Below are 25720 nucleotides of genomic sequence, written 5' to 3'. Positions count from 1 at the left end.
CATACGGTTTGGCACAATGGTGGGCATGGAAAAATCCCCCTCCTCTCAAGTGCGCTTTATCCCCGTTCATTCCACTCTGTATCCTTGGCTCGTCACGATCTTCGTCGTGACGTTTTTGATTTCTAATATCAACGCCACCAAGGGCGTCCAGCTTGGGCCGCTCGTGACCGACGGCGCCTTCTTCCTCTTCCCGCTGGCCTATATCGTCGGCGACGTTTTATCCGAGTGCTACGGCTTCAAGTCCACCCGGCGCGCCATCTACATCGGCTTTGCGATGGCCCTGCTCGCCGTCGTGTGTTTCTATATCGCCATCTGGCTGCCTGCGGCGGATTTCTATGAGGGCCAAGAGGCCTTCGCCGCCACGCTGGGCCTGGTGCCCCGCATCGTTTTGGCTTCCCTGGCCGGTTACTTGGTGGGCCAGCTGCTCAACGCGTGGACGCTGACTGCGATGAAGAAGCGCAGCGGCGAAAAGGGCCTTTTCTCCCGGCTGATCGCCTCCACCGTGGTGGGCGAGTTTGGCGATACCTTGCTGTTTTGCGCCATCGCCGCGCCCGTCATCGGCATCGACACCACGAGCGGATTCATCAACTACGTGGTGGTGGGCTTTGTGTGGAAGACACTGATTGAGGTCGTCCTCTTGCCCATTACCTCCGCGGTTATCAAGCTGGTGAAAAAGCGCGAGGATTACCGCGCCTTCGACGCCGCGTAGTAACGGCCCAGGAACTCATCGCGGTAGTCCTCGTAGTAGCCGCCATTGATGGCGGCGCGGATATTGTCCACTAACCGCACCATGAATTCCACGTTGTGGATGGTGCACAGCGTGCCGGCCAAAAATTCCTTCGCCTTGAGCAGGTGGTGCAGGTAGGCGCGCGAGTAATTCTCCGTGACGTAGCCGCCGAACTCCTCGTCTACACCCTTAAAGTCCCGCTTGAACCGCGCATTGGTGAGGTTCAGGCGGCCATCGAGCGTGTAGACGCCGCCGCGGCGGGCTAGGCGGGTTGGCGCGACGCAGTCGAAGGTATCGGCGCCGGCCTCGACCGCGGTAAAGATGTCATCTGGCTCGGAGATGCCGAGCAGGTGGCGCGGTTTATCGTCCGGCAGTTCATCGCAGACCCAGCCCACGATGGTGCCGAGGTTCTGCTTTTCCAGCGCACCGCCGATGCCGAAGCCGCCGAAACCGCGCTGGCCCTTCTCCCGCGCGGCGCGGTCCAGGTCCAAGAGGCCGCGGGTGGCCTGGCGGCGCAAGTCCTCGTATTGCGCGCCCTGCACCACGCCCCACAGCGATTGCTTCGGGCGGTGGTAGCGCTCGCGGGTAAGCCGGTCGTGTTCTTCCAGGCAGCGCTGCGCCCACCGGTGCGTGCGGGCGACGGATTCTTCCTGGTAAGTGCGCGAATCAATGAGCGTGGTCAGCTCGTCGAAGGCGAACATGATATCCGCGCCCAGCCCGTGCTGAATCTGCATGGACTTTTCGGGCGTAAAGCGGTGCTTGGAGCCATCGATAATCGAGCGGAAGTCCACGCCTTCCTCATCCACCTTGGCCATGCGCTCCCTTTTCGCGGCGCGAATATCCTTTTCGGTGAGATCCGCCAAGTCCATGGCGATGACCTTTTTAAAGCCCACGCCCAAAGACATCACCTGGAATCCGCCGGAATCGGTGTAGGTCGGCCCGTGCCAGTTCTCAAATTTCGCCACGCCGCCGGCCTCGTCCACGATGTCGTGGCCCGGCTGCAGGTAGAGGTGATAGGCATTGGACAAAATCGCCTGCGTTCCAGTCGCGCGAATCTGCTCCGGCGTCAGGGTCTTTACCGTGGCCTTGGTCGCCACCGGGATAAACGCCGGCGTGGCGATATCGCCGTGCGGAGTGTGGATAACACCACTGCGGCCATGCTTGCCGGGGCCTTCGGGCAGGCGCTTATCGATGTCGAAACTTAAGTCCTTCATTCCTTATCTTCCTCTTCCCTGGTCTTCTGGCCATCATCCGCGTGTTGTGCTTCCCATTCTTCCTCAAGCGCGGTGCCTTCGATGTCTACGGTAGGCAGGATCTTATCCAGCCACTTGGGCATCCACCACGTAGCGCGGCCCATGAGGAACATGGAGGCGGGGACGAGGGTCATGCGGACAAAGAAGGCATCGAAAAGCACGCCCGCCGCCAAGGCAAAGCCGAAGATCTGGATGAACGGCAGCGGCTGGTTGATAAAGGCCACGAAGACCGAAATCATGATGATCGCCGCGGCCGTCACCACGCGCGCGCCCTGGGTAAAGCCAGTGATGGTGGCCTCGTCGACGGCATTATAGGGCCCCGACGTGCCCTTCGGATGCCGCGCGATGTGCTCGCGCATGCGGGTGACCAGGAAGACCTGGTAGTCCATGGCCAGGCCGAAAGTCACGCCGATGAGGAAGATCGGCATGAACGACAGCAGCGGGCCGGGGCCCGGGACGAGGCCCCACAGGCCGTCTTGCCATACCAGCACCGTCAGGCCGAAGGCGCCGCCAACCGAAAGCAGGAAGCCCAGGCCCGCCACCAGTGGCACCAGGAGGGAGCGGAAGACAACGAGCAGTAGCACGATCGCCAGCCCCACAACGATGCTGAGGTACGGTGCCATGGCATCGCGGAGGCGCTCGGTGATGTCCAGCTGCACGGCGGTCAGGCCCGTCAGGCCGATCTCGGTGCCGGTGGTGCCTTCGATCTGCTTTGTGGCAGAGCGCAGGGCGTGCGCGACATTAATGGTTGCGGCTTCCGTTGGCGAGGTTTCCGGGGTCACCATAATTTGTGCCGCGCGCTGGTCTTCGCTGACCGAAACAATTTGCGCGTGCTTTACTCCGCCAAGCGTCTTCAGTTGATCCGCGGTGTAGAGGAAGGACGCCAGTGCCGCCTTGTCCTCGGCGCTGGTCGGCGCAGCGGCCTCTTCCTTGTCCTCGACCTCTGCGACGGGGGCGATATCCGGCTCAGCAGGTTGCTCGCTGGGCTGGTCAGCAGGGTGTTCTGCCAGTTGTTCGCCGGGCTGGTCCGCTGGCTGCTCACCTGGCTGGTCGGGGGCTTCGTTGGGCGCGGGCTCAGGCGCAGGGCCAGTTGCGTCGCCGGGCGAGTCAGCGGGCGAATCGGCGGGTGCTTCGCCGGAGCCTTCTTCGGCGTCGTCGTTTCCGTCCTGGGCCGCCACCAATGGGGCGAGAGCGGCGGAATTGGCGTTGATGGTGTGGGCATCGACAACCGCGAGGAATGGCCCGTTGACGCCGGGGCCGAAGCCCTCGGCCATCAGGTCGGCGGCCTTGCGCTGAGTGGTATCGGGATTCGAGGTGGTATCGGCAGGCAGCGCCAAATCCATGTGGAGCACGGGGGCGGTCATGGCGCCGAGGGAGAGGACGACGAGGGCCATCGCCAAGCCGGGCACCTTTTGTACCAGCCGTACCCAGCGATTGCCCATGGTCGGGCCGCGGCGCACCTTGCCCTTGCGGGAGGGGTTGCCGGCCACGCCGGGGATGCGGCCGGCAAATGCCTTGTCCCCCAGAAGCCCCAGCATCGCGGGGATGAGCGTGAGGGAGACGAGGACGGCGATGGCCACGGTTGCGGCGGCGGAAAGCCCCATGGCGGTGAGGAATTCGATGCGCGCAATGAGCAGGGCAAACAGCGCGGTAAAGACGGTGGTGCCGGCAAAGACCACGGACGAGCCCGCCGTTCCTGCCGCCATGCCGGCGGCTTCTGGGGCGGACATGCGGGCGCGCTCGGCTCGGTAGCGGGACAGGATAAACAGCGCATAGTCGATGCCCACCGCCAGGCCAATCATGATGGCCAGCACCGGCGTCATGTTGTTGAGCTCTATCCAGTGCGTGGTAATCAGCATGCCGCAAGCGCCCAGGCCAACCCCGATGACGGCCGAAATCAGCGGCATTCCAGAAGCGACCAGGGAGCCGAAGGTAAAGATGAGCACGAGGAAGGCCACGCCAAGGCCGATAACCTCGGAGGTGGAATTGACCCGAATCTCATCGCCAAACCCGGCGCCGCCGGCCTCAACGGTAAGCCCCTGCTGCCTGCCGATGTCCATCGCTTCCGTCACGATGTCCTTATCGTCCTGGTCCACGCTATAGGGCGATTCGGCGTCGAAGTCGAAGGTGGTATAGGCAATGGTCTCATCCTCATTGACCATCGCGAGGTTATCGGCATCGGCACGCGCGGACGATTCCGGCAGCCCCATCTCCGTGAACTGGTGGATAACCTCATCTTGTAGCCGCGGCGAGACCTCAAGCGGATTGCCAAAGCGCATGGTATCGCCCATCTCCAGGTTGTCCTCGAGGTGGGAAATGACCGCGTTGATGGCCTTTTCATTGGCGGGATCCGAGAGCTTTTGGCCTTCCGGGGCCTGGAAGACCAGGTTCACTGACGGCGAGTTGGCGGGATTGCCGCCTTCCGGGAAGAGGTCCATCGTCTTGTAGGTGGCATCGATGGATGGGGTGCCTTTGATAGCGAACTCGCTCGTCATCGGTTTCATCAACAAGGCGGTAGCGCCGCCGGCGGCAGCAAGCAGGACCACCCAGGTAACGATGACTTTCCATTTATTAAGGAAAGACCAACGTCCGAGCCGGTAGAGGAGTTTAGCCACGGGAAATGTACCTTCGCATTCGCGTAGTCGGACGGATTTAACTTCGCCCTAGTGTAGTTGCCGTGCCCCTTATTCCCTATTACTTAGCCACCGTGCGGCCCTTATTCACAGACGATGCCAAGGCGGCGGGCCAAAAAGAACCGTGGCCGCCCAATGCAGTCAAAGACTAGATCGGGTGGCCACGGCGGAGCGGCTTAGACGATGCAGCCGCGAGAGAGCGCGCGCTATTTAAACGAACTTCGACAAGCTCAGGCCGGGAAGAACGAGGTCAGAGAAGAAGGCGCTGATTTTCTTTACCCGCGCGATAATAGCAGCGATGGTCTCGCCTAGGTTGCCTGAGGAAGAACCGTGGAAAGAAGAGCCGTCGTCTGCAGCGTCGTCGCCCGAAGGCTTCTTTTCTGGGGTTACCTGGTCAGATGGTTTAGGGTTTTCGGAGGCGCCGTCGAATGCCACGGTGAGATCCGTGTTGGCATCGTCAAGCGGTTGCCCCACCGGGTACTTGCCCAAAAAGATGTCGGAGCCCGTCTGGGTCAGCGAGGTGGGGGCATCAGTTGTGGCGTGAGTCTTGCCGGTTTCCGGTACCAAGGGCTCAGTGAGCGTGAAGGTAGAGATTGCGGCGTCATCACCGGACATTTCAACCGGCTCGTTCTTCAGCGGGCCCGAGGCGCCCGTAAGCTTATAGTCCGCAGTGATAGTGGCGTTGTGGCCTTCTACCTCCACCTTGATATCTGAGAACGTGAGGTCGACGCCGTAGGAACCATTAGGCCCAAAGCCTGGATAGCCTTGAATCTGCACGGATCCCTGAGTGCCTATAGTGCCGTTTCCCTCTGCATCCACCGTGGTGTGGGCCGCATCGACGGGGAAGGTGAAGTCCTTTCCTACCTTCTCCGCACCTCCGGTGGTATTGACTACGCCTTTGGCGAGAGGGCTGGTGTCCACGTGGTGAATGAAGGATTCCTTGATGGGCCAGTTCAATTGGCCGGATTCCACGGCGGGGACAGTGGCTGGAGCCTCATCGGCAGAGGCTACTGGGGCGGTGACGGCGCCGAGCGCAACCGCGCCAATAGCGATGACGGATGTTGTTTTCATGAATTTCTCCTCTTGAGAGCAGTGGTAAAGCTTCGCCTTAGTGAATTAGGCGAGCCTTACCTTAATTAATAAATTGGAAAAAGTAAATCAGTGGCGTTTATCAAGCTCGGCGAATATCCCCGAGTTGAAGGCGAATGCGCGCTGCGCCTCCGAGAGCAAAGACTCGCGCTGTTCCTCGGTTAGCATGAGGCTGTCAAGGCGTTCGCGGTAGCCCTTGCGGTACGGCGGAATCTTGCCAATGGCGCTGAAGTCATAAAAGTTCAGCGCATCCGGTTCGATGTCATAGAGGGTGCCGAGGCGCGCGGCAATCACCTGGCCGCCGGAGACGTCACCGAGATACCGGACATAGTGATGGGCCACCACTTCTACCGCACTGCCGGATACTTCTTCTAGGCGGGCAACGTAGGATGCTGTGGCCGGCAGGATCCGGATCTTTTCGCGCCAGTCGCCGCCGACGAGCGCCGCCAAATCCGCCTCTAGAGCGAAGCGCCGCTCCAAGCGTGGATCGGCCACCGCACCGGCGATTGAAGTTTGCGCCACGCCGCGGACGGCGCGCTCCAAAGACTCATAGACAAACCACAATTGGCCACTCAGATCGGCAGCGGCCTCAGCGCTCAGCCGACCTGACATAAGTCGCTGCATAAACGCCGAGCCCTCCGCGTTCTCATGGGCGTGAGCGGTCTCCTCGCGCAATGCGACGGATAATGGTTTCTTGAGTGTCACAGTCACTGACTTCCTCCAAAGTAACGCTTACCTAACTTCTAAATATAAATTTAAGGTTAGGCAACCCTTATTTACAAGACTTGTGGGGAGAAATCAACCAAAAGGACTAACTCCCTACCCCACCGCCTGCGGTACGCACGGCGCGGCACCGTCCTTAAAAGGGTTTTGCGCGCGGCGTTGAGATGGCTGCCGGCACAGCGTGCTTAGCTGACCCCCTATTCCTGGATCAGCGGTGCTTTTATCGGTGGAGAAGGGCACGCACGCTATCAAGGGCGCCCGACTTTATAAACGCCTGCCCAAGGATGGCAAACATGCTGCCAATGGTTACCACGCCCAAGATGTAGTTCCACACCTTGGCAAAGCTAGAACCTGAGGGAGCGTCCTCCTCTGGTTGCTGGGTTCCCGGCTTCTTAGACTCCGAAGTCTCGGGGCTCTTTGGGGTCTCCGGCTTCTTCGGCGGTGCCGGGATCTGCGAGGTCGCTGGTGACTGCGGAGCTGGATTGCCCTTCGGTGGCTGACTCTGTGGCTTCTCTTCCTTTTCCGGCGCAGCTACCGGCGGCTGCGGAGCAGGTTCGTTCTGCGGAGTTTCTTCCTTCTTCTGGCCACAGCCCGGGGAAACCCTGAGGGTTAAGTGGGCATCATCAAGCTCAGGCTTGCTCTCTGAGCTATACATGCCCATGAAAAGTTGGTCTACGCCCTCGATTTTTCCATCTTTTGTTCCCTGCTGCTCCTTGTACCGCACATCGCTGGCGGAAAGGGTGAGTGTATCGCCCTCCTTGGTCCATTGCGCCGTGCCGTGGCCAAAGATCCCGTCCCCGGTGCGCTTATTGGCGTCGATGCGGTCGTCCTCGGTGTATTGAAACATATTCTTACCCTCTACGTGATAGACCTCGTAGCCGGAACCGAGCTGGGCTTCATTTCCGGAGGTCTTGATGAAAGGTGCCACTACCGTGGAATGTAGAGCGCCGTGGTGACCGGTGAACGTGATCGAAGAGTCTTTGCTCTCGATGTTGGACGACACCACATTGCCGTCCTCATCTACCGTTACCGTAGAGGTTGCAGGATCGACGTCGAAGCCGAAAGAGAAATCCTTCCCCTTAGGATCACCGGTTTGCGTCACTGGACCACTAGTGGACCAATCACCAGCAGCGAAACCGGATTTGAGGTAGGAACGCCACGAGTGCTTAATGCCCCAATTCAAGGAACCGGATTCGATGGTGCAGGTTTCTTCCGCAGAAGCGTGTGGCACGGTAAGGGCGGTCGCCGCGAGAGCGGTGACCAGTGCTTTTTTAAACATGGAAATCCTCCAATTTATGTGAAAAGAGTGGGTTGATGGTGGGCGTGGCACGCTGTGGATGTACCCGCAGTCCATCGACGGATATTGGCCAGCCATACACTTGAGACAATGTGGGACTGGTAAAGACCTCATCTACGCGCCCTTGGGCTGCTAATCCCCCGCACGACAGGCATACGACGCGATCGCAATATGCAGCTGCAGCGTTGAGGTCATGGAGCACCACGAGGACGGCAACACCGGCCTCGCGGGCGAGGGCTTTGACTGAACCCAGCAGTTGTTCTTGGTGCCGAATATCGAGCGCGGCCGTTGGCTCATCGAGCAAGATAACCGGGGTATTTTGGGCAAGCACGCGTGCGAAGGCCGCGCGGGCGCGCTCACCGCCAGACAACGTGCTGATGTCTCGGCCAGCTAGGTGCGCAACGCCGGCGGCATCGAGGGCGGCGTGAATAAAGTCATCGTCAAGGTCTGCATAGGCAGTTCCTTCCCACGGGCGGCGCCCCATCGCAACGACATCGCGGACGAGGAATTCAAACGACACCGAGACATCCTGGAGCATCACCGCACGCGTGCGGGCGAGCTCTCGCGCTGGTGCCTTGGGCGAAAGCCCACCCACGGTGATCTCACCGGAATAATCAATGTCTCCGGCCACGGCGGCAAGTACCGTGGATTTACCGGCACCGTTCGGACCGATAAGCCCGGTAACTTCGCCCGCTTGGGCAGCAAAGGACACTTGATCCACAAGGGTATGTTCCCCCACCCGGACGGTTAAGTCTTTGACGTTTATCATCAGTGCACTCCTTTGCGCATCATGCGGCGCAGCAAGATGAAAAACGTTGGACCGCCCACCAGAGCGGTAAAAATTCCGATGGGAAGATCCGCAAAAGGAATCATCGTGCGCGCTGCCACGTCGGCGAAACCAATAAGCACAGCGCCGCCCAGGGCGGAGGCGGGCAGTAGGATGCGGTTTTCTGGCCCGACGATGCTGCGCAGCAGGTGGGGAACGATGAGCCCCACAAAGCCAATGAGGCCGGCGAAGGAGACGGCCGCTGCAGTCAGCACTGCCGATGCCACGATCGCCACGATGCGCAGACGCGGCACGTTCACGCCGGTATGCGCGGCGGCGCGCTCGCCGAGCGCGAGGACGTCTAGCTGCTTGCCTAAGCGCAGGGCCACTGCGAGGCCTACCACCACGATGGGAAGTACCGCCCACACGTGTTTCCACTGCGAGCCGTTGAGGGAGCCCATCTGCCAGAAGACGATCGCTTCGCGGTTGGCGGTCGGCGCCAGGTACACCATGAAGGAGATGATGGCGTTGCATACCGCATTGATGGCGATGCCGGTGAGAATCAGGTGCACTACGGCCACGCGCCCGTTGTACCGCGCCAGCTGATAAATAATGAAAGTAACCAGTAACGCGGTCAGGAAGGCTGCCGCGGGAACAGTAAAGGTACCGAAGAACTCGATATTGAAGACAATGACCACGGCCGCACCAACGCCCGCACCAGAGGTAACGCCGATGATGGAAGGTTCTGCAAGGGGGTTGGCAAATACCGCCTGCATCAGCGTGCCGGCCACCCCCAAGGCCGCGCCCACCACGAGCCCTAAGACCAAGCGTGGCAGGCGGATGTCCCACACCACGCTTGCGGTCAAGGAATCCTGCGCGTGCCCGGCTGCCAAAATGGGGAAGAGATCAGACAGGGGTACGTAGTATTGCCCCAGCACGACGGAAATGAGCGCCGCGAGAACGGTGAGGATCCCCAGCAGTACGAATACCCAGGCGCGCTGAGTGCGGCGGCGCGCGAAGGTATCCGTCTCCTTACTCATTGTCTGGGTCATACACAGCCTTTGCTAGCTTCACCAGCGTCTGACCGGTCATGGGACCGAATGCCAGCGATTGACCGTCCGGAATGGTCACGATGCGCTTCTTCTGGCCGGCGGTGGTCTGAGCAACACCAGGCCTCTCCAGCAAGCCATCAATTCCGCCGGTGGATTCCAGGCCATTGGTCATCATGATGATCACCTCCGGGTTGATGCGCGCCAATGCCTCCGCGTTAGCGGGTTCTGCATGAGAAAGGTTGTTTTCTGCCGCCAGATCCACGCCGCCGATGCCTTCAATCAGGTCTTGTGCACCGGTGCCGTCACCCATGATGAAGAAGACGCCGCCGTTTCCGCGCGCATAGAGGAACGCCATCCGCATCGGATCATCGGGAACGAGTTCCTTGATGGCTTCCTTTGCCTCGTCGATTTCTTTGGTGGAACGATCCGCCAGCTCGCGTGCTTCGTCGGGCAAGCCGAGGGCATCGCCAAGCGCGGTGATGTCCTCGCCCACGGAATCAATGGTGCGCTCAGGTTCCATCACCACGGTGGTGACGCCCGCCGCGCGGATTTGATCGATGGCATCGCGCGGGCCAATGGAATGATCCACAATGACGAGCGTCGGCTGGAGCTCCAGCACCGCCTCCACGTTGATGTTGTGGCCGCCTTCGGTCACTACTGGGAGATCCGCCAAGTTGGGCTCGGTAGAAGAAATCGTGCGGCCGACGATATTATCCGCAAGCCCCAAGCCGCTCAGGGTCTTGGTATAGGTGCCATAGATATCCAACGCGAGGATGCGGGAAGTATCGGTGACGGTGACGTCATTACCATCGGCATCGGTAAGTTCCACCGGAAGCGCCGGCTCTGCTTTTTCAGTAACCGGCTCGATATCGTCAAAATCTTTGACGTCACTGACACCTTCAAAGGACCTGGGATCGGAGACATCTGCAGGATCCGGTAGCTGATCGGTATAGCTTCCCTGCACACCGCACGCGGTAAGGCTGAAGATGCACAGGAGTGGTACGAGGAAACGAAGAACGAGTTTCACGGCGATCCTTCTAAGAGTTGTTCATGACAAGGCGGCTGGTGGAACCGCCGGCAATGATCAATCCGACGATGAATAGCAGGAGATAGGTAGTCGGGTTATCCATGTTTCCGCTGGGAGAAGTCGCGGACTTGACCTTGAACTTGTTCGAGCCGTCCTCGTATCCCTGCGAGGAATCACCAGCATGCGCTGGGTCCCCGGCTGCGGCATGAGCTCCGCCCTTGGAAGCAGAGCCGCCCTTTCCGTTTCCGCCCGCGCCGGCGCCACCAGATCCAGAACCGGAGCTTGCTCCGCCGCCACCGGATACGGCGCCGCAATCAGCGCTTCCGCCCAAGGTGGCGTGGAAGCTCAATGGATCCAGCTGGGTGCCCGGTTCATAGAACTCAGCGAGGGCTTGGGAGCCGGTTTCAGAAAGCGATACCTCAGCTTCACCGGACACGGCGTCCGTGCCGACGTCGAGAGAAGTAAAGCTCAAGGTGCCAATAACAGCGTGCCCAAAGTCTTTCTTCTTTCCTTCCATATTGGAAGATCGCACGTCAGCGATAAGCTCGCCGGAATTGCCGTTGAAGGTGATTTCCAGGTTGGAGATGTTGAGGTCCAACTTGCCGTGGTGCCCGGTGAACTGCATGCTCCCGCCATACTGCACGGAGCCCGCGCCATCTTTTACGGCACCAGAGTTACCAGTGAATTGGAAACGGCCATTGTCATAGCCAACACCAGAGAGATCCCACCGGCCTTGGGCAATGGATCCGGTGATATAGGATTGGAAGGATTTCTTTAAGCCCCACTGAGCGGTGGCTTGCGTAACCCCAGTAGCCTCACAGACGGCATCGCCCCCGCCAGGTGCTCCCGCGCCCGAATTACCTGAGCCCGGGGCGCCGGAGTTCGCAGATTCGGAGTGCGCAGGACCAGTTCCCGCTGCTTTGCCAGCTCCTGAGGCGCCGCCGCCTCCGCCCGAACCAGAGTTGCTCGGTGATGAATTTCCCGCTGCAGAGTTAGTAGAAGCCGAGTTTCCTCCAGCGGAGTTCGACGTACCCGAAGCAGAACCATCCGAATTCGAGTTTGATCCACCCCGGTTGTTGAAAGACTCCAACTCATCCAGAAACGCCTGGGTATTGCCCATGAACGTAGTAATCCCGTTCATCGTGTCATTGGTTTCAGACAGGATGTCCATGGCTTCCTTGTTAAAGCCCGTGAAGGAACCTGTAATGGACGTCAATGGACGCTTCTCACCCGAACCGGAACCGGAGCCAGATCCGGATCCAGAGCATGATCCGTCGAGAGCAATGCTGCCGGAGGACGGATCTAAGGCTTCACCTGGCTGGTAGAAGCCGGTGAAAAGCTTGGCCCCGCCGGAAGTCAGAGTGGTAGATCCAGACAAATCAACCTTCCCGGCACCATCGTTGACGGGGTTGGCCAGATTAATGGTGGCGATTACCTCATCATTGCCTTGGATCTTTTTACCGCGGCTGAGGTCTTGGCGGTTCATCTCATAGGAGACGTAGTCCACGGAAATCTGCGCCTGCTTACCAGAGGCCTTGACCTTGAAGTCAGACATAGTCATATCCAAGATCCCATCGTGGCCAGTAAAATTCAGCGTTCCATTGAACGGAATCGTGATGTTTCCACCGGATGCATCGGGCTTTCCTGCAGTAAAGACAAACGCGCCTTCGCCCCGTTCATCGCCCGTGAAGCCAATGCCGTTGGCCCCCCAACCACCGTGGGCGATATTGCCTTTGACGTAGCTGCGGAATGACTGCTTGATGCCCCATTTCCATGTGCAGGATTCATCTGCGTGGGCAACCGGGGCAGAAGACAAAAGTGGGGCGAATGCTGCGACGAGGAAAGCCGCGACGATGATGCCGAACGCCGACTTCCACAGTTTTCCAATCATATTGAGAACCTTGTTTTCGTGCCTAAAAATGATATAGGCTAAGCTTGCCTTAGTGAAGTAAGTGTATCCTGACCTAACTTCTTTTGATTGTCAATAAACCACCCCCTATAAGAAACAAAAATGCACAACGATCCCCGCAAAGACATCTTCAACAGCATCTATCCAGATGTCGATCCCACACAGAACTTCCCACTCACGATCGGTGAACGCTTATCCTTAGCGCTTTCCGTCGGCGTATTCATGTTCGGCGGCGTAAGCGGCAGCCTGCTCATCGCCGGCATTGGCCTGACCTTTGTGGTCGCCTGTTCCTTCGCCCTATCTCAAAAGACCCCGCGCCGCATCCGTGCGGAGGCGCGCAGCCGGTTCCCCCGGGAACCGTGGGCCGAACGGCCCAGTCTCCTCGTCCCCGCAGTATGGGCAGTCATCGCAGTAATCGCGGCCCTGGCGTGGTGGTTCACCCCCGTGAAATACCTCGCGTGGAGCGCGGGCACCATAGCCGTCATCGCCGCCGTTGCGACGTGGTTCCTCCCCACCGTGCAGCGCCGCCGCGCCCGGGCTGAACGCACAAAGCAGGACGCTTAAGTCACCCCAACACTCCTTGCCAGAGAAAACAAAAATAGGCCCCGACCTGCATTAACAGTTCGGGGCCTTGCGCGGTGGCGGCGGGATTTGAACCCGCGGTTGGGGGTTACCCAACAATCGCTTTCGAGGCGATCACCTTCGGCCGCTCGGACACGCCACCGCTTTCCAGACTACGGGAGGACCCCCGATGCAACAAAATCGCTGCGCCGGCACTAAGCCAGCGCAGCGATTTCGCTATGAAGGGACTCTAAAATTAGTCCTTCTTCAGGCCACCGATGATGTCGTTGGCCTTGTCCTTGATGCTGTCAGCAGCGTCGGACAGCTTGTCCTTAGCCTCGGAAGCGACCTGGTCGGCCTTGCCCTCGTTGGCTACGTCTTCGTTACCGGTTGCCTCACCAACAGCTTCCTTTGCCTTGCCTGCGAGGTCGTCCTTCTTGTTTTCCAAATCGCCCATTTTCTCTCTCCTTAAATGAGTCGCTTACAGTGTGACAGCTACTATACCCACTTTTCGCGCAGTGTGGTGAAGAATTTTTCTAGCAACGCCACACAGTCCTCTTCAAGCACGCCGCCGCGGACCTGTGGGGTAAAGGGGGCGGTGGGGGCACGCAGGACATCGATAAGCGAGCCGCACGCACCCGTCTTTGGCTCAAACGCGCCAAATACCAGCGAACTTATCCGCGCGGCTTGCAGGGCGCCGGCGCACATGGCGCAGGGCTCCAAGGTGACCACGAGCTCGCAGCCGGTCAGGCGCCAGCCATCGCCGTGGACGCGCACCGCCTGGCGGATGGCCTCGACCTCGGCGTGGGCGGTGGGATCGCGCAATTGCTCGCGACGGTTGACGCCGGTAGCGAGCTCGCGGCCGGTGGCATCATAAAGCACCGCCCCAACCGGCACGTCGCCGGCGGGGGTCTGGCGCGCCACCGCGAGGGCGCGCTGCATGCGTTCCTGCGCGCGCTGCAGGGGCCTAGGCGTTATCAATGACGTCTTCTAGCTCATCCCCAAAGCCCAGGTCGCCGGCAATGCGCAGGAGCATATCGGAGGGCCAATCGTCCTCATCATCGATGATGTAGCCCACCTGATCCTCGGATAGGCCCAGGTCAGCGAAGATATCGAAGTCGCCCTCGCCGTAGGGCTCGGCCTCTTCCGGGTCCACGTCTGGAATCTCATAGTCATTGAGCTCCATGAAGTCCGCGGCAAAGTCATCGTCAACGCCGTAGGTGGCATCCGAAATTAGCAATTTCACCCCGCCGGGCACGGGCCGCACGGCAATGAAGTAGGCGTCCTCGACGCAGAGAAGGGCGAAAGCTGCGCCTTCAGCGCGCAGGGCGCGCACCGCGGTGATGGAGGTTTGCGGGTCCTCAAAGTCATCATCGAAGCTGCGCACGACCCATTGTCCCTCGTTGCGGGCGACGGTAACCGCGAAAGAGTAATTTTCGTTGCTCATACCTCGTGAGATTAGTCGTGTTGTGCCACAATTGTCACCGTGAGTTCTCAAGATGTTCAACGCCCCATCTGCATTATCGGCCTCGGCCTCATCGGTGGTTCCTTGCTACGCGATCTCGCGGGCTATAACCACGACGTATTTGGATACAACCACTCGACGTCCGCCGCCCGCACCGCAGTCAAACAGGGTTTTGACGTCAATGATGATTTGCCGGCGGTGCTTAACCGCGCCGAGGTTGAAGAGGCGCTCATTGTGATCGCCGTTCCCATGACCGCGGTGGGCAGCGTCTTGGATGCCATTCAGGAACACGCCCCTAGCTGCGGCATTACGGACGTGGTCTCTGTGAAGACCCCCGTGCGTCAGCAGGTCTGTGACCGCGGCATGGAGGATCGCTACGTGGGCGGGCACCCCATGGCGGGTACCTCGAAATCGGGGTGGGATCACTCCCAGGCGGGGCTTTTCCGCCGCGCCGCGTGGGGCATTACCTACGATTACGCCGCCGAGTATGAGGCGCGCGGGGAAAAGGTTCCTAAGAAATGGATTGAGACTTTTACGGACGTCGTGCGCATGACCCAGATGGTGCATGCAGAGGCCGTGCCCATCCGCGTGGCCAACCACGATGCGGCGGTCGCCCGCATTTCCCACCTGCCGCATATCTTTGCGGAGACCCTGGCCACGGTGGGCGATAATGGCGGCATTTTGGCGCAGTCCTTGGCCGCCGGTTCCTTCAAGGATGCGACCCGGGTGGCAAGCACCCGCCCGGATCTCGTGCGGCAGATGTGCGAGACCAATGCCCCGGCCTTGGTGGAGGCCTTGGATGAGGCGCTGGAGCTGCTTCACGATGCCCGGGAGAAGCTCGCCGCCCCCAAGCCTTCCATCGCTGAGCTTGCCGATGCCGGCTACCGCGCCCGCACCCGCATCGAAGCTAGGTCGGGCGCGCGCAAGGAATCGGTCTCCCCGGTCAAGATTTCCTCCCGCCCGGTGCTGCGCCTGCACCCCGGCGGCCCGAAGTGGGTGGCGCAGCTGCGCCAGACCGAATCCTTGGGCGGGCGCATCGAGATTTTTTAGCGGCGCGACGTGCGGGCGACACCGTTGCCAGCACCGCTAGCGAAGGTGCGCGCGGCCGCCGCGGCACCGATAAGGCCAATGGCCGCTACCGTGAAGTAGATCCACGGGCGGTCGCCGCTGGTCTGTGGCGTTGCCTGCGGAGTAGGCGTGGTCTCCGCGGTCAAGATGGCGTCCTTATCCTTGCCGCTGATTACGCCGTCTACCCAGTCCTTGGCGCCTGCGAGCGTGGTGATTGCCGCGCTTGGGGAGGGCAGATCCGGGTCCGCATTGGAGGTACCCGCGGTAGCAAGGCCCGCAAGCTTTCCGCCCACGAAGAACGGTCCGCCAGAATCGCCACCCTGCATGCCGGCATTACCGGTGGAGTGGACATCGAGGATTGGGCTGCTGATCATCGGGGCCATGCCGCCTTGGCTAGGCTGCATTACTTCCCCACCGTTGCCGTCAGGCTTGACAATCTGCGGCTGCTCGGCGCCCGGCTTGGTGGCACCTGGCGAGACCACCTTGGGCTTATCCGATCCCGAACCAGATCCTGGCATCTTGACGCCCGGCATGGCTTCCTCAGCGGGCACGGACTCGTAGCCTTCTGGGGCTTCCTTGTCGGCGCCTGGCTTCTGTGCGGAGTCATCGCTTGGCCCGCCGCCCAGGATTTCGGAGACCTTCATCTCTGCCATCGGCAGCTGGCCCTTGCGCGCCATGGAGGAGCTGCTGCTCCAGCCATACAGGGTGCCAAGGTCGCCGGTCTCTGGAATATCGGTGGAGATCTTGGCTGGTTTGATATCGGTGACGGGCTCGGTGAGGTGGAGGAGTCCGGCATCGGAAAGCGGGGATAGCGCCCACGAATCCGCGTCATAGACCTTGCCTCCCAGGCGGGCCTGGGTGCCTTCGTTATTGACAGACTGCAGGCAGTGGCGGGCGGTAAGCACCCACTGCTTATCCACCAGCGTGCCGGTGCAGTCGCCGAAGTTGCCTATGCGGCCCATCTTGAGCGCAGCGACGGTCTGGGACTCGGCGTTATCGGGGGCGGGTTCGCCGTGCTCAAGGGCGCTGGCGGGGGCCGCCAGCATCCCGATGATGCCAGCGGTGGTCAAGGCGGTAGCAAATTTACGCGACATGTTAGTCCTTCTTTCCAGCAGGAACGGCGAGTTTAACGGCGATGGAGACGGCCTTTTCAAGCGGGCCTTGGCCCAGGAATTTCCGCCAGATGGTGGCAAGCACGAGGAATAGGCCAATAAATGCCCACGCCCACGCGGTGTTGTGCAGTGAGATGTGGCTTTGCCAGTAATAAGCGGAAAGCACGTGCAAGACATAGACGGTCAGGGACATCGTGCCCATTGCGGCCAAGGGGTAGACGAGCTTGGGTACTGCGCTGCCGATGAGCAGACACAGGTGCAGCACCACGGCTGCCACTGCAACGGAGAGCAGGATTTCGCCCGCGACACCGGTGTGGCCGGTAAAGCGCAGCCAGCTGGGAATATCCGGCTCGAAGCGGAAGTAGGTGCCAACCGCGGCAATCACCGCGCTGACCGCGGTAACAATCCACTGCAGCACCGTCCGGAAGCTACCTGGGCGGATGTAGACCTCAAAGAGCAGCATGCCGGCGATGAAATACGCGATCCATGCCAGCAGCGGATAGACCTGCGGCAGGGTAAACGGCGCGTAGTGCACGGTTGAGGCGATGGCGGCGACGAAGAAGAGGGCCAGCTTCCACCACACGTTCAGCGGTGGCACCCAGGAGACCACCATCATGGTGATACCCATGGCAACGAGCACGACCTGAATCTGCCCGCCAACCGGCAGCAGCGCCAGTCCGATAAGCTTAATGATGGCGCCACGGGCAATCAGGCGCAGCAGCGTCTGTACGGAATAGTTCTTGCCGATGAGCATCATCGTCACGCCGGCGACAATGGCAAATAGGGCGGCCGGAAGGCCCGACAATATGACCTTGGTGCTCCATACCAACGAGGCCATGTGCAAAATAATCATGCCAATAATGGCAAGTGAACGAGCCAAATCCAGCCCAACGATGCGCGATGATGTACTCACCTAGCACTCTCCTTCACGATGTGATGGGACGCAGCGGTCTTCACTACGGCCCATGTTTTTAACGACTCTCTTTTTCTACAACGCGAGTCTGGTAGGTTGCTGTATCAACACTTTACATGCCCTGTACCTTATAAATGCCGTTATTGGCCTGGTCAATCCTGCAATCCCACTTTCCCGCAACCGCACACGATCGCACCCAATTTCGCGGCGGCAACACACTCCGGAGAGCCCACCGCAGCGCGCATCATTGCCAACTGCGCGCATTTAATTCACCCCAGAAACCCGCACCTACCTGCCATTTTGCTATAGATAGCCTATTGCCCTCTCCATACCTAAACCCTGATAATTTCTTTCCTGCCAGAACGCTTCCTGGCACCTATGAAAAGCGCTCAAACTGCCTGGCAAATGGTCACGAAGTTGGGTCACTCTTCGTTTCTCCTCCCTAAATCAGCCGAGGTTGCGTCCACTAGTGTGGTGTATCTGTAACCCGTGGTAGGGCCTGACCCCAGAAAGTGGAGACACCACGCTTTCGGACGCAACCTACAGGGAGAGGAGCTTGAGGTTTGGAAAATTAAGACCTCAAAAATCAGGCCCCCAATAAACAACCGAGCCAAAAACAACTAACCGGATTACTCTCGCTTACGGAAGTTATGGGCCCTGCGCCAGACTGCGTAAGTTCCCGCAAGAAAAATAACCGCAAAAACTCCGGCAACCTTAAAATAAAATAAGCCGTTTTCTAGCCTGCGGAAGATGTCTGACGATGAGGTAGAATCCGTCTCGGCCAAGGTCTTAGCAACATATATCGCATTCAACCCGCCGATAACATAACCGAGACAGAGCAACAGTGATACACAAATCGCAATCTTTAACAGAACCCCTAAGGATGAATTGCGTGACACTGTTCTCCTTTATATTCTCCCATTACAAATAGACGTGCACATTCGGCATTGCCCTTAACTTCAAAATTTGAAATCCTCCATCGTGCGCATGACCGAAGGAGCAATCGTTGTGAGTTTTACCTTTGCGCGTCACATGGATCCCGTTTTCGTCCCTGTTTTGGCAGTTTCCACCAAAGACGGTTTTGAGCCCTTCTTGTCCCCCTATACTGTTTCCGCTTGAGCCATTCCGGACGAGGCAGGAAGTAGCAGCCGAGAAGACAAAAGAGAAGCGGCAGTTTTTAATGTTTTGTTTATAACTTTCCTTTCCGTACGCGACGACTTACTTAAAGTAACATAAATTGACACTCTTGGTAACGATTGTCATCATCCCGATCCTGGCACCCATTACTGGTGTTAGCAGTTCGGGCCCGACCCCAGATGATGGACACTGCGAGACTCGGGCCTTTTGCCGTTTAACCCGCCTCTTGAGTTCAGAGGGTCGTTGCAACACTTTCCCTTAGGAGGGTGTTGTTGTGCCTGGAGTTGTTGGCCCGTTTCATTCGTTGTCTGAGTCGGATCGTCGTAGCTTGGTGGCCATGGTTGGCAGTGGACGTAGCGTTCGCTCGGCTGCTGGTGAGCTTGGTGTTAGCGGACATGAAAAACTGACCGGAGGCGGACATGAAAAAGTCCGCCTATGGCCATGAGAAACTGACCAGTGGCGGACACGACGGGGGTGGGGCGTGTTCGAAGGGTTGTCTTAGCCGGACGGGGTGTGTATGCGAACTATGCCCTATGGGTTAGCGCTTTGTTGTGGCGTCGATGTAGCGCTGGGATTCTCCTTCGGTTTGGATGACGATGGCGTGGTGCATTAGCCGGTCGATGGCGGCGTTGATCTGTGTGGGGCGTACCTGCGGCATGAGGTCGGCGAACCGTGACGGATGCGAGTTCGAGGTAATCGCCAGCGAGGTGTGCTGGTAGGTCGCTTCAATAAGCGCGAGGAATCCGTTGGCTTCAGCGACGGTAACGTCGAAGTATCCCACGTCGTCAAGGATGACTAAGTCCAGTTTGGCGAGTTTCGAAAAGCCTTTATGCGGGTCCAAGTCCGCAGCGTGCCGGTTAATGAGCTGGCCGAGGTTCTTCATTGTGAGCCACTTGACCTTCTTGCCGCGTTTAATCAGCTCGACTGCAAGTGCTTCGGTGAGCATGGATTTGCCAGTGCCTTGTGGCCCGCACAAAACGAGGTTGTCGTGGCGGTCCACCCAGTCTAGGGCTTTGAGGTGTTCTTGGCGTTCTACTGGGATGGTAGACCTGGCTGGGTCCCACGCGGCGAAACTTACCCCGGTAGGAAGTCCAGCATTTTTACGCCTGGTGACTAGCGCTGACTTGGCCCTGCTGAGTGCTTCTGCTTCGACAATGGTGCCTAGAAATTCTTCCAGGCGCCGGCGGTGAGCGTCATTGTCACATGATTGAAGGTAGTCAATGGCGGCACTTTTAAGCCCGGGTACTCGAAGCCTGGTTAGTTGTGCGGCAAGCCCTGCGGGAAGCTGGTAGTTGGGTGCGCTCATTTAGAACCATGCCTCCTCGTGCTCGTCGGCCTCGTGGTGTGAGGTCTCAGGTGGTGTGGGTGTGTAGAACCCGTCCCAGGAGTTCGAGGCATGTTCGATGGTTTCAGGTTCTGGGCCCTCGATATTAAAGGCCGTGCCGATTTTGGCAGCTAGGGCGTTGACTGGGTAGTTATCTGCCATGGCTTCGATATCGGTGCTGGTGATAAGGCCCGCGTCGATCGCGGCGCGAGCGATGTCATCAGCGAACCACTTCCCGCGCGTAGCGGCCAGCGTGACGAACAAACTCATGGTGTGTTTGATTTGCGGTGCGTGGTGGGCAACCCCGAAGCGCAGCCACGCTTCGGCACCGGGTCCGATGGCAAGGAAGTCTTTTTCTAGTTTCGAGCGAGGATTGACCTTGTAGTGGCCAGGCTCAGGCCGCTGGAAGGAGAAATGGTTCGGGTCAATCCGGCTGTCGCCGCGGACTCCTTTGACATGGCGTGCGACTTCTTCCACCCCGTCGATGTCGTGGAAGTAGATTACGACCTCATTGACGTCTGGGCTGGATTGTTCTGTGATGTAGACTTGCCGGCCCATGAGTTCTTCAGGCACTGAGTACACCGCGTGCTGGTAGGTGATCATGGGCGTATTCGCCGGCACTTTCCGCAGTTCACCGAAGACACTAGGATGCGTGTCCACAGGCAGTGGGCCGAGGTGTTTAGCTTCGACTTCACGCAGTACTTCTGCAGGAACAAGCCCGGTTGTACGGTGTGGTCGGGCGTTGATCTTGTCCATAAATGCCTGGCATGCTGCTTCGAGCTGGCCGAAGGTCTCGTAGGCGTCCACGAGATTCGTATCGCGGGGAAGGATGTCGTCTTTGGCTAGGCGTACGGCGTATTCGACTCCGCCTTTCGTGGCAGGGTCTGCCGGTGCACAGAATTGGATACTAACGCGGTAGTGCGACATGAACGATTCCATTGTCGGATTGAACTCCGGCAGGCTTGCGTGACGGCCTACAACTACGGTTTTCTCATTATCCGTGAGCACAAAGTCGGGTACTCCGCCGATAGCCCGAAAGCACCGGTCTAAGGCAGCGAGTACGGTAGTCATCTTTCGGTTACGCAGGGCAAAGACGACGCGGAATCGCGAGTAGGCAACCCAGGCAACAAACAGCACGGTCTTCTTGCCATCGACTACTGGGCCGTCGCCGAAGTCGTACTGGAGCCATTTGCCTGGTGCGGTTACCCAAGGCTGGTGTGCGCGCCGCGATGACGAGAGGCGGTATTCCTGTTTGAGTGTCGCGACGATGCGACGCGTGGTGCGCTGGCTTCCTTCAAAACCACGGTCCAGCAAAGCCTCGTGGACCACGTCGGCGCGGATCTTTCCGCCCGAGTTGGTGATCAGTTCCTTGATGAATCCACGGTGCGCATCCGTAATCGACGGACGTGGCCCACGCGCTGGCGGTGCGTCAGCGTGAGCGCGCACCACGCGTAGAACCGTGTTGTGCGAGACGTTGAGCTCGTCGGCGACAGCACGCGCATTTTTTAAAATGGCGTAGCGAGCCAGAATTTTCTGGCTTCTTCTGGAAGACTGCATAAAGGGTCTTCATCCTTTCGATAGATATGTCCGGCTAGACACTTCTATCGAACACTGGATGAAGACCCCCTTTGTTTTCTACCCCCGGATAAAAACTCCCCAAACCCCTAAATCCCGTGTCCGCCACTGGTCAACTTTTCATGTCCGCCAACACTTGGCTGTCATTACGTGCATGCTTTGAATTTTTGCCATGCTCACGGAGTGCCAGTCATATATAAAGCCAAACGAGTTGATCGCCGCGGTAGCCAGGCTTTACAGCTTGTAGAACTAGTTCAAGGCGGACTTTCGGTACACCAAGCCGCCAAAACGTGTGGAATGCATCCCACCGCTGCGTATGCTGTTGCTATAGAAGCCGGGTGCATATCCGGCAGTGTGGCGGAGTTTGAGCGTTCGATTATTCGTGAGCGTCAGGCCGAAGGTATTGCCAAGGCGAAAGCCCGCGGTGTCTATAAGGGGTGTGCGAAAGTCCTCGACGAGGAACAAGTAGCGCTGGCGCGCACGTGGGTGAGGGAGGGGATTCCGAAAGCAGAGGTTGCCCGCCGCCTCGACATTGGGCGCACCACACTGTATAAGTACCTCAACCAGTAAGGCCTGACGCACCCCGCAATACCGGTTGCTATAGGTATTGCTATGCCGGTTGCTATTTGTAGGGAACGGCCTACGACGTCAGGGAGGTGACCGATGGGTAGACACTCATTGGATACGTCCGGTCGCAAAAGAAAAGACCTTGACGTCACGAAGCTTAAGCGGCTCGATGTGGCAATCAAGGTCATAGCACTTGTGACCGTAACGGTGAAGCTAGTTAACGCCTTGCTTCACTTGGGTCTTTAGGTCCGATAACCTCAACCAACTTGGACCTTGGTTGGGGTTATTTTATTGTCCCAGACCGACCGTGTACGCGACAATCAGGCTGACTATACCTATCCTAGATATTCTTGAGCATTAGCAGGAAACAACTCCATCAAACCTTGCTCTGTGGTTCAACCAGCTGCCGAAGTGATGATCGTGCGTTGCGTGAGGTTCGAGATATACGCATTCAGAATCTTTGCCGAAAGCGATTAAGACTTTTGAGGTTACCCTCGTTTAGTGGACACCCGATTAGTGCGGATCTTGTGTCCGTAAGAGAGGATGTTCATTGTGAGTCAACAACGCCAGAAATACACACCTGAGTATCGACGCGAAGCCGCGAACCTGGTAATCGAATCGCAGCGCCCAATTGCTCATGTAGCGAAAGAAATTGGTGTCGCACCTGGTCTTTTAGGCCGATGGGTAAAAAATGAGCGTCAACGCCTAAGGATCTTCCGATGGATTAAGCGAGGCTGATCTTCGTGCGGAGAATGCTCGTCTGCGTCGTGAGCTGGCAGAAGCCAAGATGGATAATGAGTTTTTGTCAAAAGCGACAGCCTTCTTCGCTTTAAGGCAACGCGAAGAGAAAAGTTCGAATTAATGCAGCAGGAGAAGGCTAACTACAGCATCAAGCGCATGGCACGCTTGTTGAAGGTATCTCGGTCTGGATACTACAAATGGACCCATATACAGCAGCAACGCTTAACCGGTAAGGATGATCGTGCATCATTTTACGATGATGTTGATCGCAAGATTCATCAGATTTGGAAAGACTCCGATGAGGTCTATGGTGCTCCGCGGATCACCGCAGAGCTAGGTGAGCGCTACCAGATCAGTGTGAATCGCAAGACTGTGGCCAAGCGGATGCGTCTGATGGGCATTGAAGGGATTTCACCGCGTGCTTTTGTGCCGGTGACAACGATTCAATCTAAGCGTAAATCTGCTCTTCCTGACCTGGTAAAGCGCATGTTTGATACCGGCGAGCTCAATCGAGTATGGATGTCGGACATTACCTACCTGCGCACCGGCGAGGGCTGGTTGTACTTATGCGCAGTTCGCGACGGTCATTCCCGCAGGGTACTGGGCTGGGCTATGGATAGCGTGCAAGATACATACCTGGTCGAACGAGCGCTGCGGATGGCACATACACTGCGTAGTGATGTTCCTGAGGGGCTGGTGTTTCACGCTGACCGGGGAACACAATTTACCAGCGAGCAGCTCTGGGACGTGTGCCGCAACCTAGGGGTTGCTCAGTCGGTAGGGCGCACTGGGGTGTGTTTCGATAACGCGATGGCCGAGTCGTTCTGGTCGACGCTTAAGACCGAGTTCTACGACCGGAAACGCTGGGCAACCCGCGATACTGCGCGTCAGGCTGTGGCTTACTGGATTGAAGTAGTCTACAACCGTCGGCGCCGGCACTCCGCCCTTGGGATGGTCAGCCCTGTCGATTTCGAAAATCACATCACCCAAACCAGAAACGAAGAAAAAATCGCTGCCTAACCGCTAGGTAGCTCTACTACGTGTCCACGATTTGCGGGCAACCCCACTTTGATTCCCTGTTTCCCTGGGCAGTTATTTGTTACTTTTACGTTGTCAGCACTTGGCTGGACGTTAACGCAGGTAGCAACCGGGGACGAAGCGGAAAAGAAACTAATTCCGCCCTTAGTTGCGTCGGGGAGAAAACCGTCTGGGTCGACAGAGAGTGGCACGGTGTCCCCAGGTTGATACTGATTATTTTCAGATGCGTGGGCGGTGACAGGGAACACTGCAGTTAGTAAAGTGCAGCCCATTAAAATGAGACCCTTTTCCATGTCATTGACAATCATCCTTTCTGGATATATTCCATAGAATTGAATTTATCCTTTTCGGGAGTTGAGGTAAGGAACATCTCTACGAAACCAGAGCCCTGAAGTATTTCATCCCACTCGATAGATTCTTCATTTCTACTTAAATCAGGGAATCTTCCCCAAAGGCGAACGACTTTTCCTTCGTGAAGTCTAGGGTTAAAGAGGTCGAAGTGGTACCAGAGCTGATTTTCGGGGGAGCCGCTGTTTCTTCCCGCTTGGATGCCGACTCCGGCTAAAATTGTTTCCTCTGGAAGTATGGTGTCTTGAAACATTTGGGTGGATATATTTTTCAAAAACTTGATTTCATCAGTCGTGATAGAAACAAATTGATTGATGACTATTCTCCTAGCGGTAGAAAGCAGTGATTATTCCGACAGGTCGGCCGTCTCCGCTTGCGGGATCTACTCGTTCTGTGGCAACAACCGTCATAACTCTTCCATTGATTGGGTAAGAGCATTTTTTCTTGCCATTTCCTGCATTTAAGCCGCCTTTGCAGTCGGGGGCGTTATGTAAAACTGTGTCAATCTCTGTAGTGGCTGGAACGAAACCGTCGTGACTGTCTTTGATGTGAGAAAGCCCAAAACCAACACTGCCGGGTTCATCTCCTTGTCCTACGCGGAGTGGAAGATCTCGCCTTTCGGGCCAATGATTGTTTGGCTGATGGTCCAGTCAATTGGCTGAGCGGCCACTGCAGTGGGGGAAACAAGTAATCCGATAAATGCCGCCAAAGTGGCGGATAAAAATTTCTTTACTTTCACGGCAACGCCATTCAAATGTGTTTGGAAGATTTGCGACGGGAGAGAATGAAACCTTTGGTGCTGATGTTGGTGTCAAGTGAGGCATGAACCAAAAAGGAAACCCTGTCTCATTAATTATGATGGTCTAACTCTCCGTTTCCCGCAAGACCTTTTTGTGAATGCATAAATTAATTTATGCATTGCTTCAATCGGGCTGCTACTCGAACGCGTCAGCCGATTTGTTGTCCTTGGCCACCTGCCAGGCAGGCACACCAGCAAAGAAGTATTCACAGCCCTGCACAAGGCTGTCGCTGGAATCGATAAAGCACTCTGGTCATCAATTACCTGGGACCAAGGAAGCGAAATGGCAGGCCATAAAGCCTTTACCATGGCCACTGACATTCCCATCTACTTCTGCCATCCAGGATCACCGTGGGAACGCGGCAGCAACGAAAACACCAACGGCAGGCTCAGGAGAAACCTTCCCAAAAACAGCGACCTGTCCATCTACAGCGCCGAGGACCTGGAGATGATCGCCAACATACACAACCACAAACCACGCAAAGCGCTCAACTGGCGCACCCCAGCCGAAGTCATGACCAACGCCCTGACACAAACCGGTAGTATCACACCAAAGTAACCATCATCGTTGCAACGACCCCTAGAATCCAAGCCTC

General features: G+C 57.8%; 23 protein-coding genes, 1 tRNA gene and 1 pseudogene. 6 read left to right on the top strand and 19 right to left on the bottom strand.

The window, feature by feature from the left end; translation table 11 throughout:
- Positions 1-16: 16 nt before the first annotated feature.
- A complete protein-coding gene (locus ACLI1O_RS00860; RefSeq protein WP_239270018.1) occupies positions 17-709 on the top strand; it encodes a queuosine precursor transporter in 693 nt (230 codons plus the stop codon).
- On the opposite strand, the gene tgt is transcribed toward ACLI1O_RS00860, so the two are convergent.
- The 9 genes from tgt to ACLI1O_RS00815 form a co-directional block, all read right to left on the bottom strand.
- The gene (gene tgt / locus ACLI1O_RS00855; RefSeq protein ID WP_023029970.1) at positions 685-1941 is read right to left on the bottom strand and encodes a tRNA guanosine(34) transglycosylase Tgt; all 1257 of its coding nucleotides are present in this window, start codon (positions 1939-1941) and stop codon (positions 685-687) included. The two genes, ACLI1O_RS00860 and tgt, sit on opposite strands and share 25 nt — an antisense overlap.
- The gene (locus ACLI1O_RS00850) at positions 1938-4595 is read right to left on the bottom strand and encodes an MMPL family transporter (RefSeq protein WP_239270019.1); all 2658 of its coding nucleotides are present in this window, start codon (positions 4593-4595) and stop codon (positions 1938-1940) included. Before ACLI1O_RS00850 ends, tgt begins: the two co-directional genes overlap by 4 nt.
- A gap of 228 nt (positions 4596-4823) precedes the next feature.
- Positions 4824-5684 (bottom strand): HtaA domain-containing protein, encoded by an 861-nt coding sequence (locus tag ACLI1O_RS00845; protein WP_239275837.1) that lies wholly within the window; start codon positions 5682-5684, stop codon positions 4824-4826.
- Positions 5685-5771: 87 nt separating this feature from the next.
- Positions 5772-6413, bottom strand: coding sequence for a heme oxygenase (biliverdin-producing) (locus tag ACLI1O_RS00840; protein WP_239270021.1), 642 nt, complete (start codon positions 6411-6413; stop codon positions 5772-5774).
- 232 nt (positions 6414-6645) lie between these two features.
- Positions 6646-7704 carry an HtaA domain-containing protein gene (locus ACLI1O_RS00835; protein ID WP_239270022.1) on the bottom strand — a complete coding sequence of 353 codons (1059 nt, stop codon included), beginning with the start codon at positions 7702-7704 and terminating at the stop codon, positions 6646-6648.
- The gene (locus ACLI1O_RS00830; RefSeq protein ID WP_239270023.1) at positions 7697-8491 is read right to left on the bottom strand and encodes a heme ABC transporter ATP-binding protein; all 795 of its coding nucleotides are present in this window, start codon (positions 8489-8491) and stop codon (positions 7697-7699) included. Before ACLI1O_RS00830 ends, ACLI1O_RS00835 begins: the two co-directional genes overlap by 8 nt.
- On the bottom strand, positions 8491-9540 hold the full coding sequence (locus ACLI1O_RS00825) for a FecCD family ABC transporter permease (protein WP_239270024.1): 1050 nt from the start codon (positions 9538-9540) through the stop codon (positions 8491-8493). Before ACLI1O_RS00825 ends, ACLI1O_RS00830 begins: the two co-directional genes overlap by 1 nt.
- On the bottom strand, positions 9521-10567 hold the full coding sequence (locus ACLI1O_RS00820) for a hemin ABC transporter substrate-binding protein (RefSeq protein WP_239270025.1): 1047 nt from the start codon (positions 10565-10567) through the stop codon (positions 9521-9523). Before ACLI1O_RS00820 ends, ACLI1O_RS00825 begins: the two co-directional genes overlap by 20 nt.
- A gap of 10 nt (positions 10568-10577) precedes the next feature.
- Positions 10578-12458 carry an HtaA domain-containing protein gene (locus ACLI1O_RS00815; RefSeq protein WP_239270026.1) on the bottom strand — a complete coding sequence of 627 codons (1881 nt, stop codon included), beginning with the start codon at positions 12456-12458 and terminating at the stop codon, positions 10578-10580.
- Between the two features lie 120 nt (positions 12459-12578).
- On the opposite strand from ACLI1O_RS00815, the gene ACLI1O_RS00810 reads away from it, so the two are divergent.
- Positions 12579-13040 (top strand): hypothetical protein, encoded by a 462-nt coding sequence (locus ACLI1O_RS00810; RefSeq protein WP_239270027.1) that lies wholly within the window; start codon positions 12579-12581, stop codon positions 13038-13040.
- A 72-nt stretch (positions 13041-13112) separates the two neighbouring features.
- Here the strand turns inward: ACLI1O_RS00810 and ACLI1O_RS00805 are convergent.
- The 4 genes from ACLI1O_RS00805 to ACLI1O_RS00790 form a co-directional block, all read right to left on the bottom strand.
- A tRNA-Ser gene (locus ACLI1O_RS00805) sits at positions 13113-13200 on the bottom strand.
- Positions 13201-13293: 93 nt separating this feature from the next.
- A complete protein-coding gene (locus ACLI1O_RS00800; protein ID WP_239270028.1) occupies positions 13294-13494 on the bottom strand; it encodes a CsbD family protein in 201 nt (66 codons plus the stop codon).
- Positions 13495-13535: 41 nt separating this feature from the next.
- Positions 13536-14000, bottom strand: a complete 465-nt coding sequence (locus tag ACLI1O_RS00795) for a nucleoside deaminase (RefSeq protein ID WP_370657800.1) — start codon at positions 13998-14000, stop codon at positions 13536-13538.
- 4 nt (positions 14001-14004) lie between these two features.
- Positions 14005-14484, bottom strand: coding sequence for a tRNA adenosine deaminase-associated protein (locus tag ACLI1O_RS00790; RefSeq protein WP_239270030.1), 480 nt, complete (start codon positions 14482-14484; stop codon positions 14005-14007).
- Positions 14485-14523: 39 nt separating this feature from the next.
- Between ACLI1O_RS00790 and ACLI1O_RS00785 the strand changes: the two genes are divergently transcribed.
- Positions 14524-15552 carry a prephenate dehydrogenase gene (locus ACLI1O_RS00785; RefSeq protein ID WP_239270031.1) on the top strand — a complete coding sequence of 343 codons (1029 nt, stop codon included), beginning with the start codon at positions 14524-14526 and terminating at the stop codon, positions 15550-15552.
- On the opposite strand, the gene ACLI1O_RS00780 is transcribed toward ACLI1O_RS00785, so the two are convergent.
- The 4 genes from ACLI1O_RS00780 to istA form a co-directional block, all read right to left on the bottom strand.
- Positions 15549-16664, bottom strand: coding sequence for a trypsin-like serine protease (locus ACLI1O_RS00780; RefSeq protein WP_239270032.1), 1116 nt, complete (start codon positions 16662-16664; stop codon positions 15549-15551). The genes ACLI1O_RS00785 and ACLI1O_RS00780 overlap by 4 nt on opposite strands.
- A 1-nt stretch (position 16665) precedes the next feature.
- Positions 16666-17595, bottom strand: a complete 930-nt coding sequence (locus ACLI1O_RS00775) for a DUF418 domain-containing protein (RefSeq protein WP_411706895.1) — start codon at positions 17593-17595, stop codon at positions 16666-16668.
- Between the two features lie 1675 nt (positions 17596-19270).
- Positions 19271-20038, bottom strand: coding sequence for an ATP-binding protein (locus ACLI1O_RS00770; RefSeq protein ID WP_239270034.1), 768 nt, complete (start codon positions 20036-20038; stop codon positions 19271-19273).
- Positions 20039-21613 (bottom strand): IS21 family transposase, encoded by a 1575-nt coding sequence (gene istA, locus ACLI1O_RS00765; RefSeq protein WP_239275835.1) that lies wholly within the window; start codon positions 21611-21613, stop codon positions 20039-20041. It lies immediately after the preceding gene.
- Positions 21614-21781: 168 nt separating this feature from the next.
- On the opposite strand from istA, the gene ACLI1O_RS00760 reads away from it, so the two are divergent.
- Both ACLI1O_RS00760 and ACLI1O_RS00755 read left to right on the top strand, forming a co-directional pair.
- Positions 21782-22201: a helix-turn-helix domain-containing protein gene (locus tag ACLI1O_RS00760; protein ID WP_349819922.1), complete on the top strand. Its 420-nt coding sequence runs from the start codon at positions 21782-21784 to the stop codon at positions 22199-22201.
- Positions 22202-22741: 540 nt separating this feature from the next.
- Positions 22742-23959: pseudogene (locus tag ACLI1O_RS00755) on the top strand (IS3 family transposase).
- Positions 23960-24281: 322 nt separating this feature from the next.
- Here the strand turns inward: ACLI1O_RS00755 and ACLI1O_RS00750 are convergent.
- Together ACLI1O_RS00750 and ACLI1O_RS00745 are read right to left on the bottom strand one after the other, a co-directional pair.
- On the bottom strand, positions 24282-24578 hold the full coding sequence (locus ACLI1O_RS00750) for a hypothetical protein (protein WP_239269631.1): 297 nt from the start codon (positions 24576-24578) through the stop codon (positions 24282-24284).
- A 339-nt stretch (positions 24579-24917) separates the two neighbouring features.
- On the bottom strand, positions 24918-25064 hold the full coding sequence (locus ACLI1O_RS00745) for a hypothetical protein (protein ID WP_239269632.1): 147 nt from the start codon (positions 25062-25064) through the stop codon (positions 24918-24920).
- 166 nt (positions 25065-25230) lie between these two features.
- Here ACLI1O_RS00745 and ACLI1O_RS00740 point away from each other — a divergent pair, with 166 nt between their 5' ends.
- Positions 25231-25683, top strand: coding sequence for an IS30 family transposase (locus tag ACLI1O_RS00740; protein ID WP_349883435.1), 453 nt, complete (start codon positions 25231-25233; stop codon positions 25681-25683).
- Positions 25684-25720: the final 37 nt, after the last annotated feature.

Origin of the sequence: Corynebacterium sp. LaCa78 (genome assembly GCF_046717505.1) — a bacterium.
Lineage (GTDB): Bacteria > Actinomycetota > Actinomycetes > Mycobacteriales > Mycobacteriaceae > Corynebacterium.
Note: the sequence above shows the minus strand (reverse complement) of the source record. Positions and strands in the feature narration are given on the sequence as shown.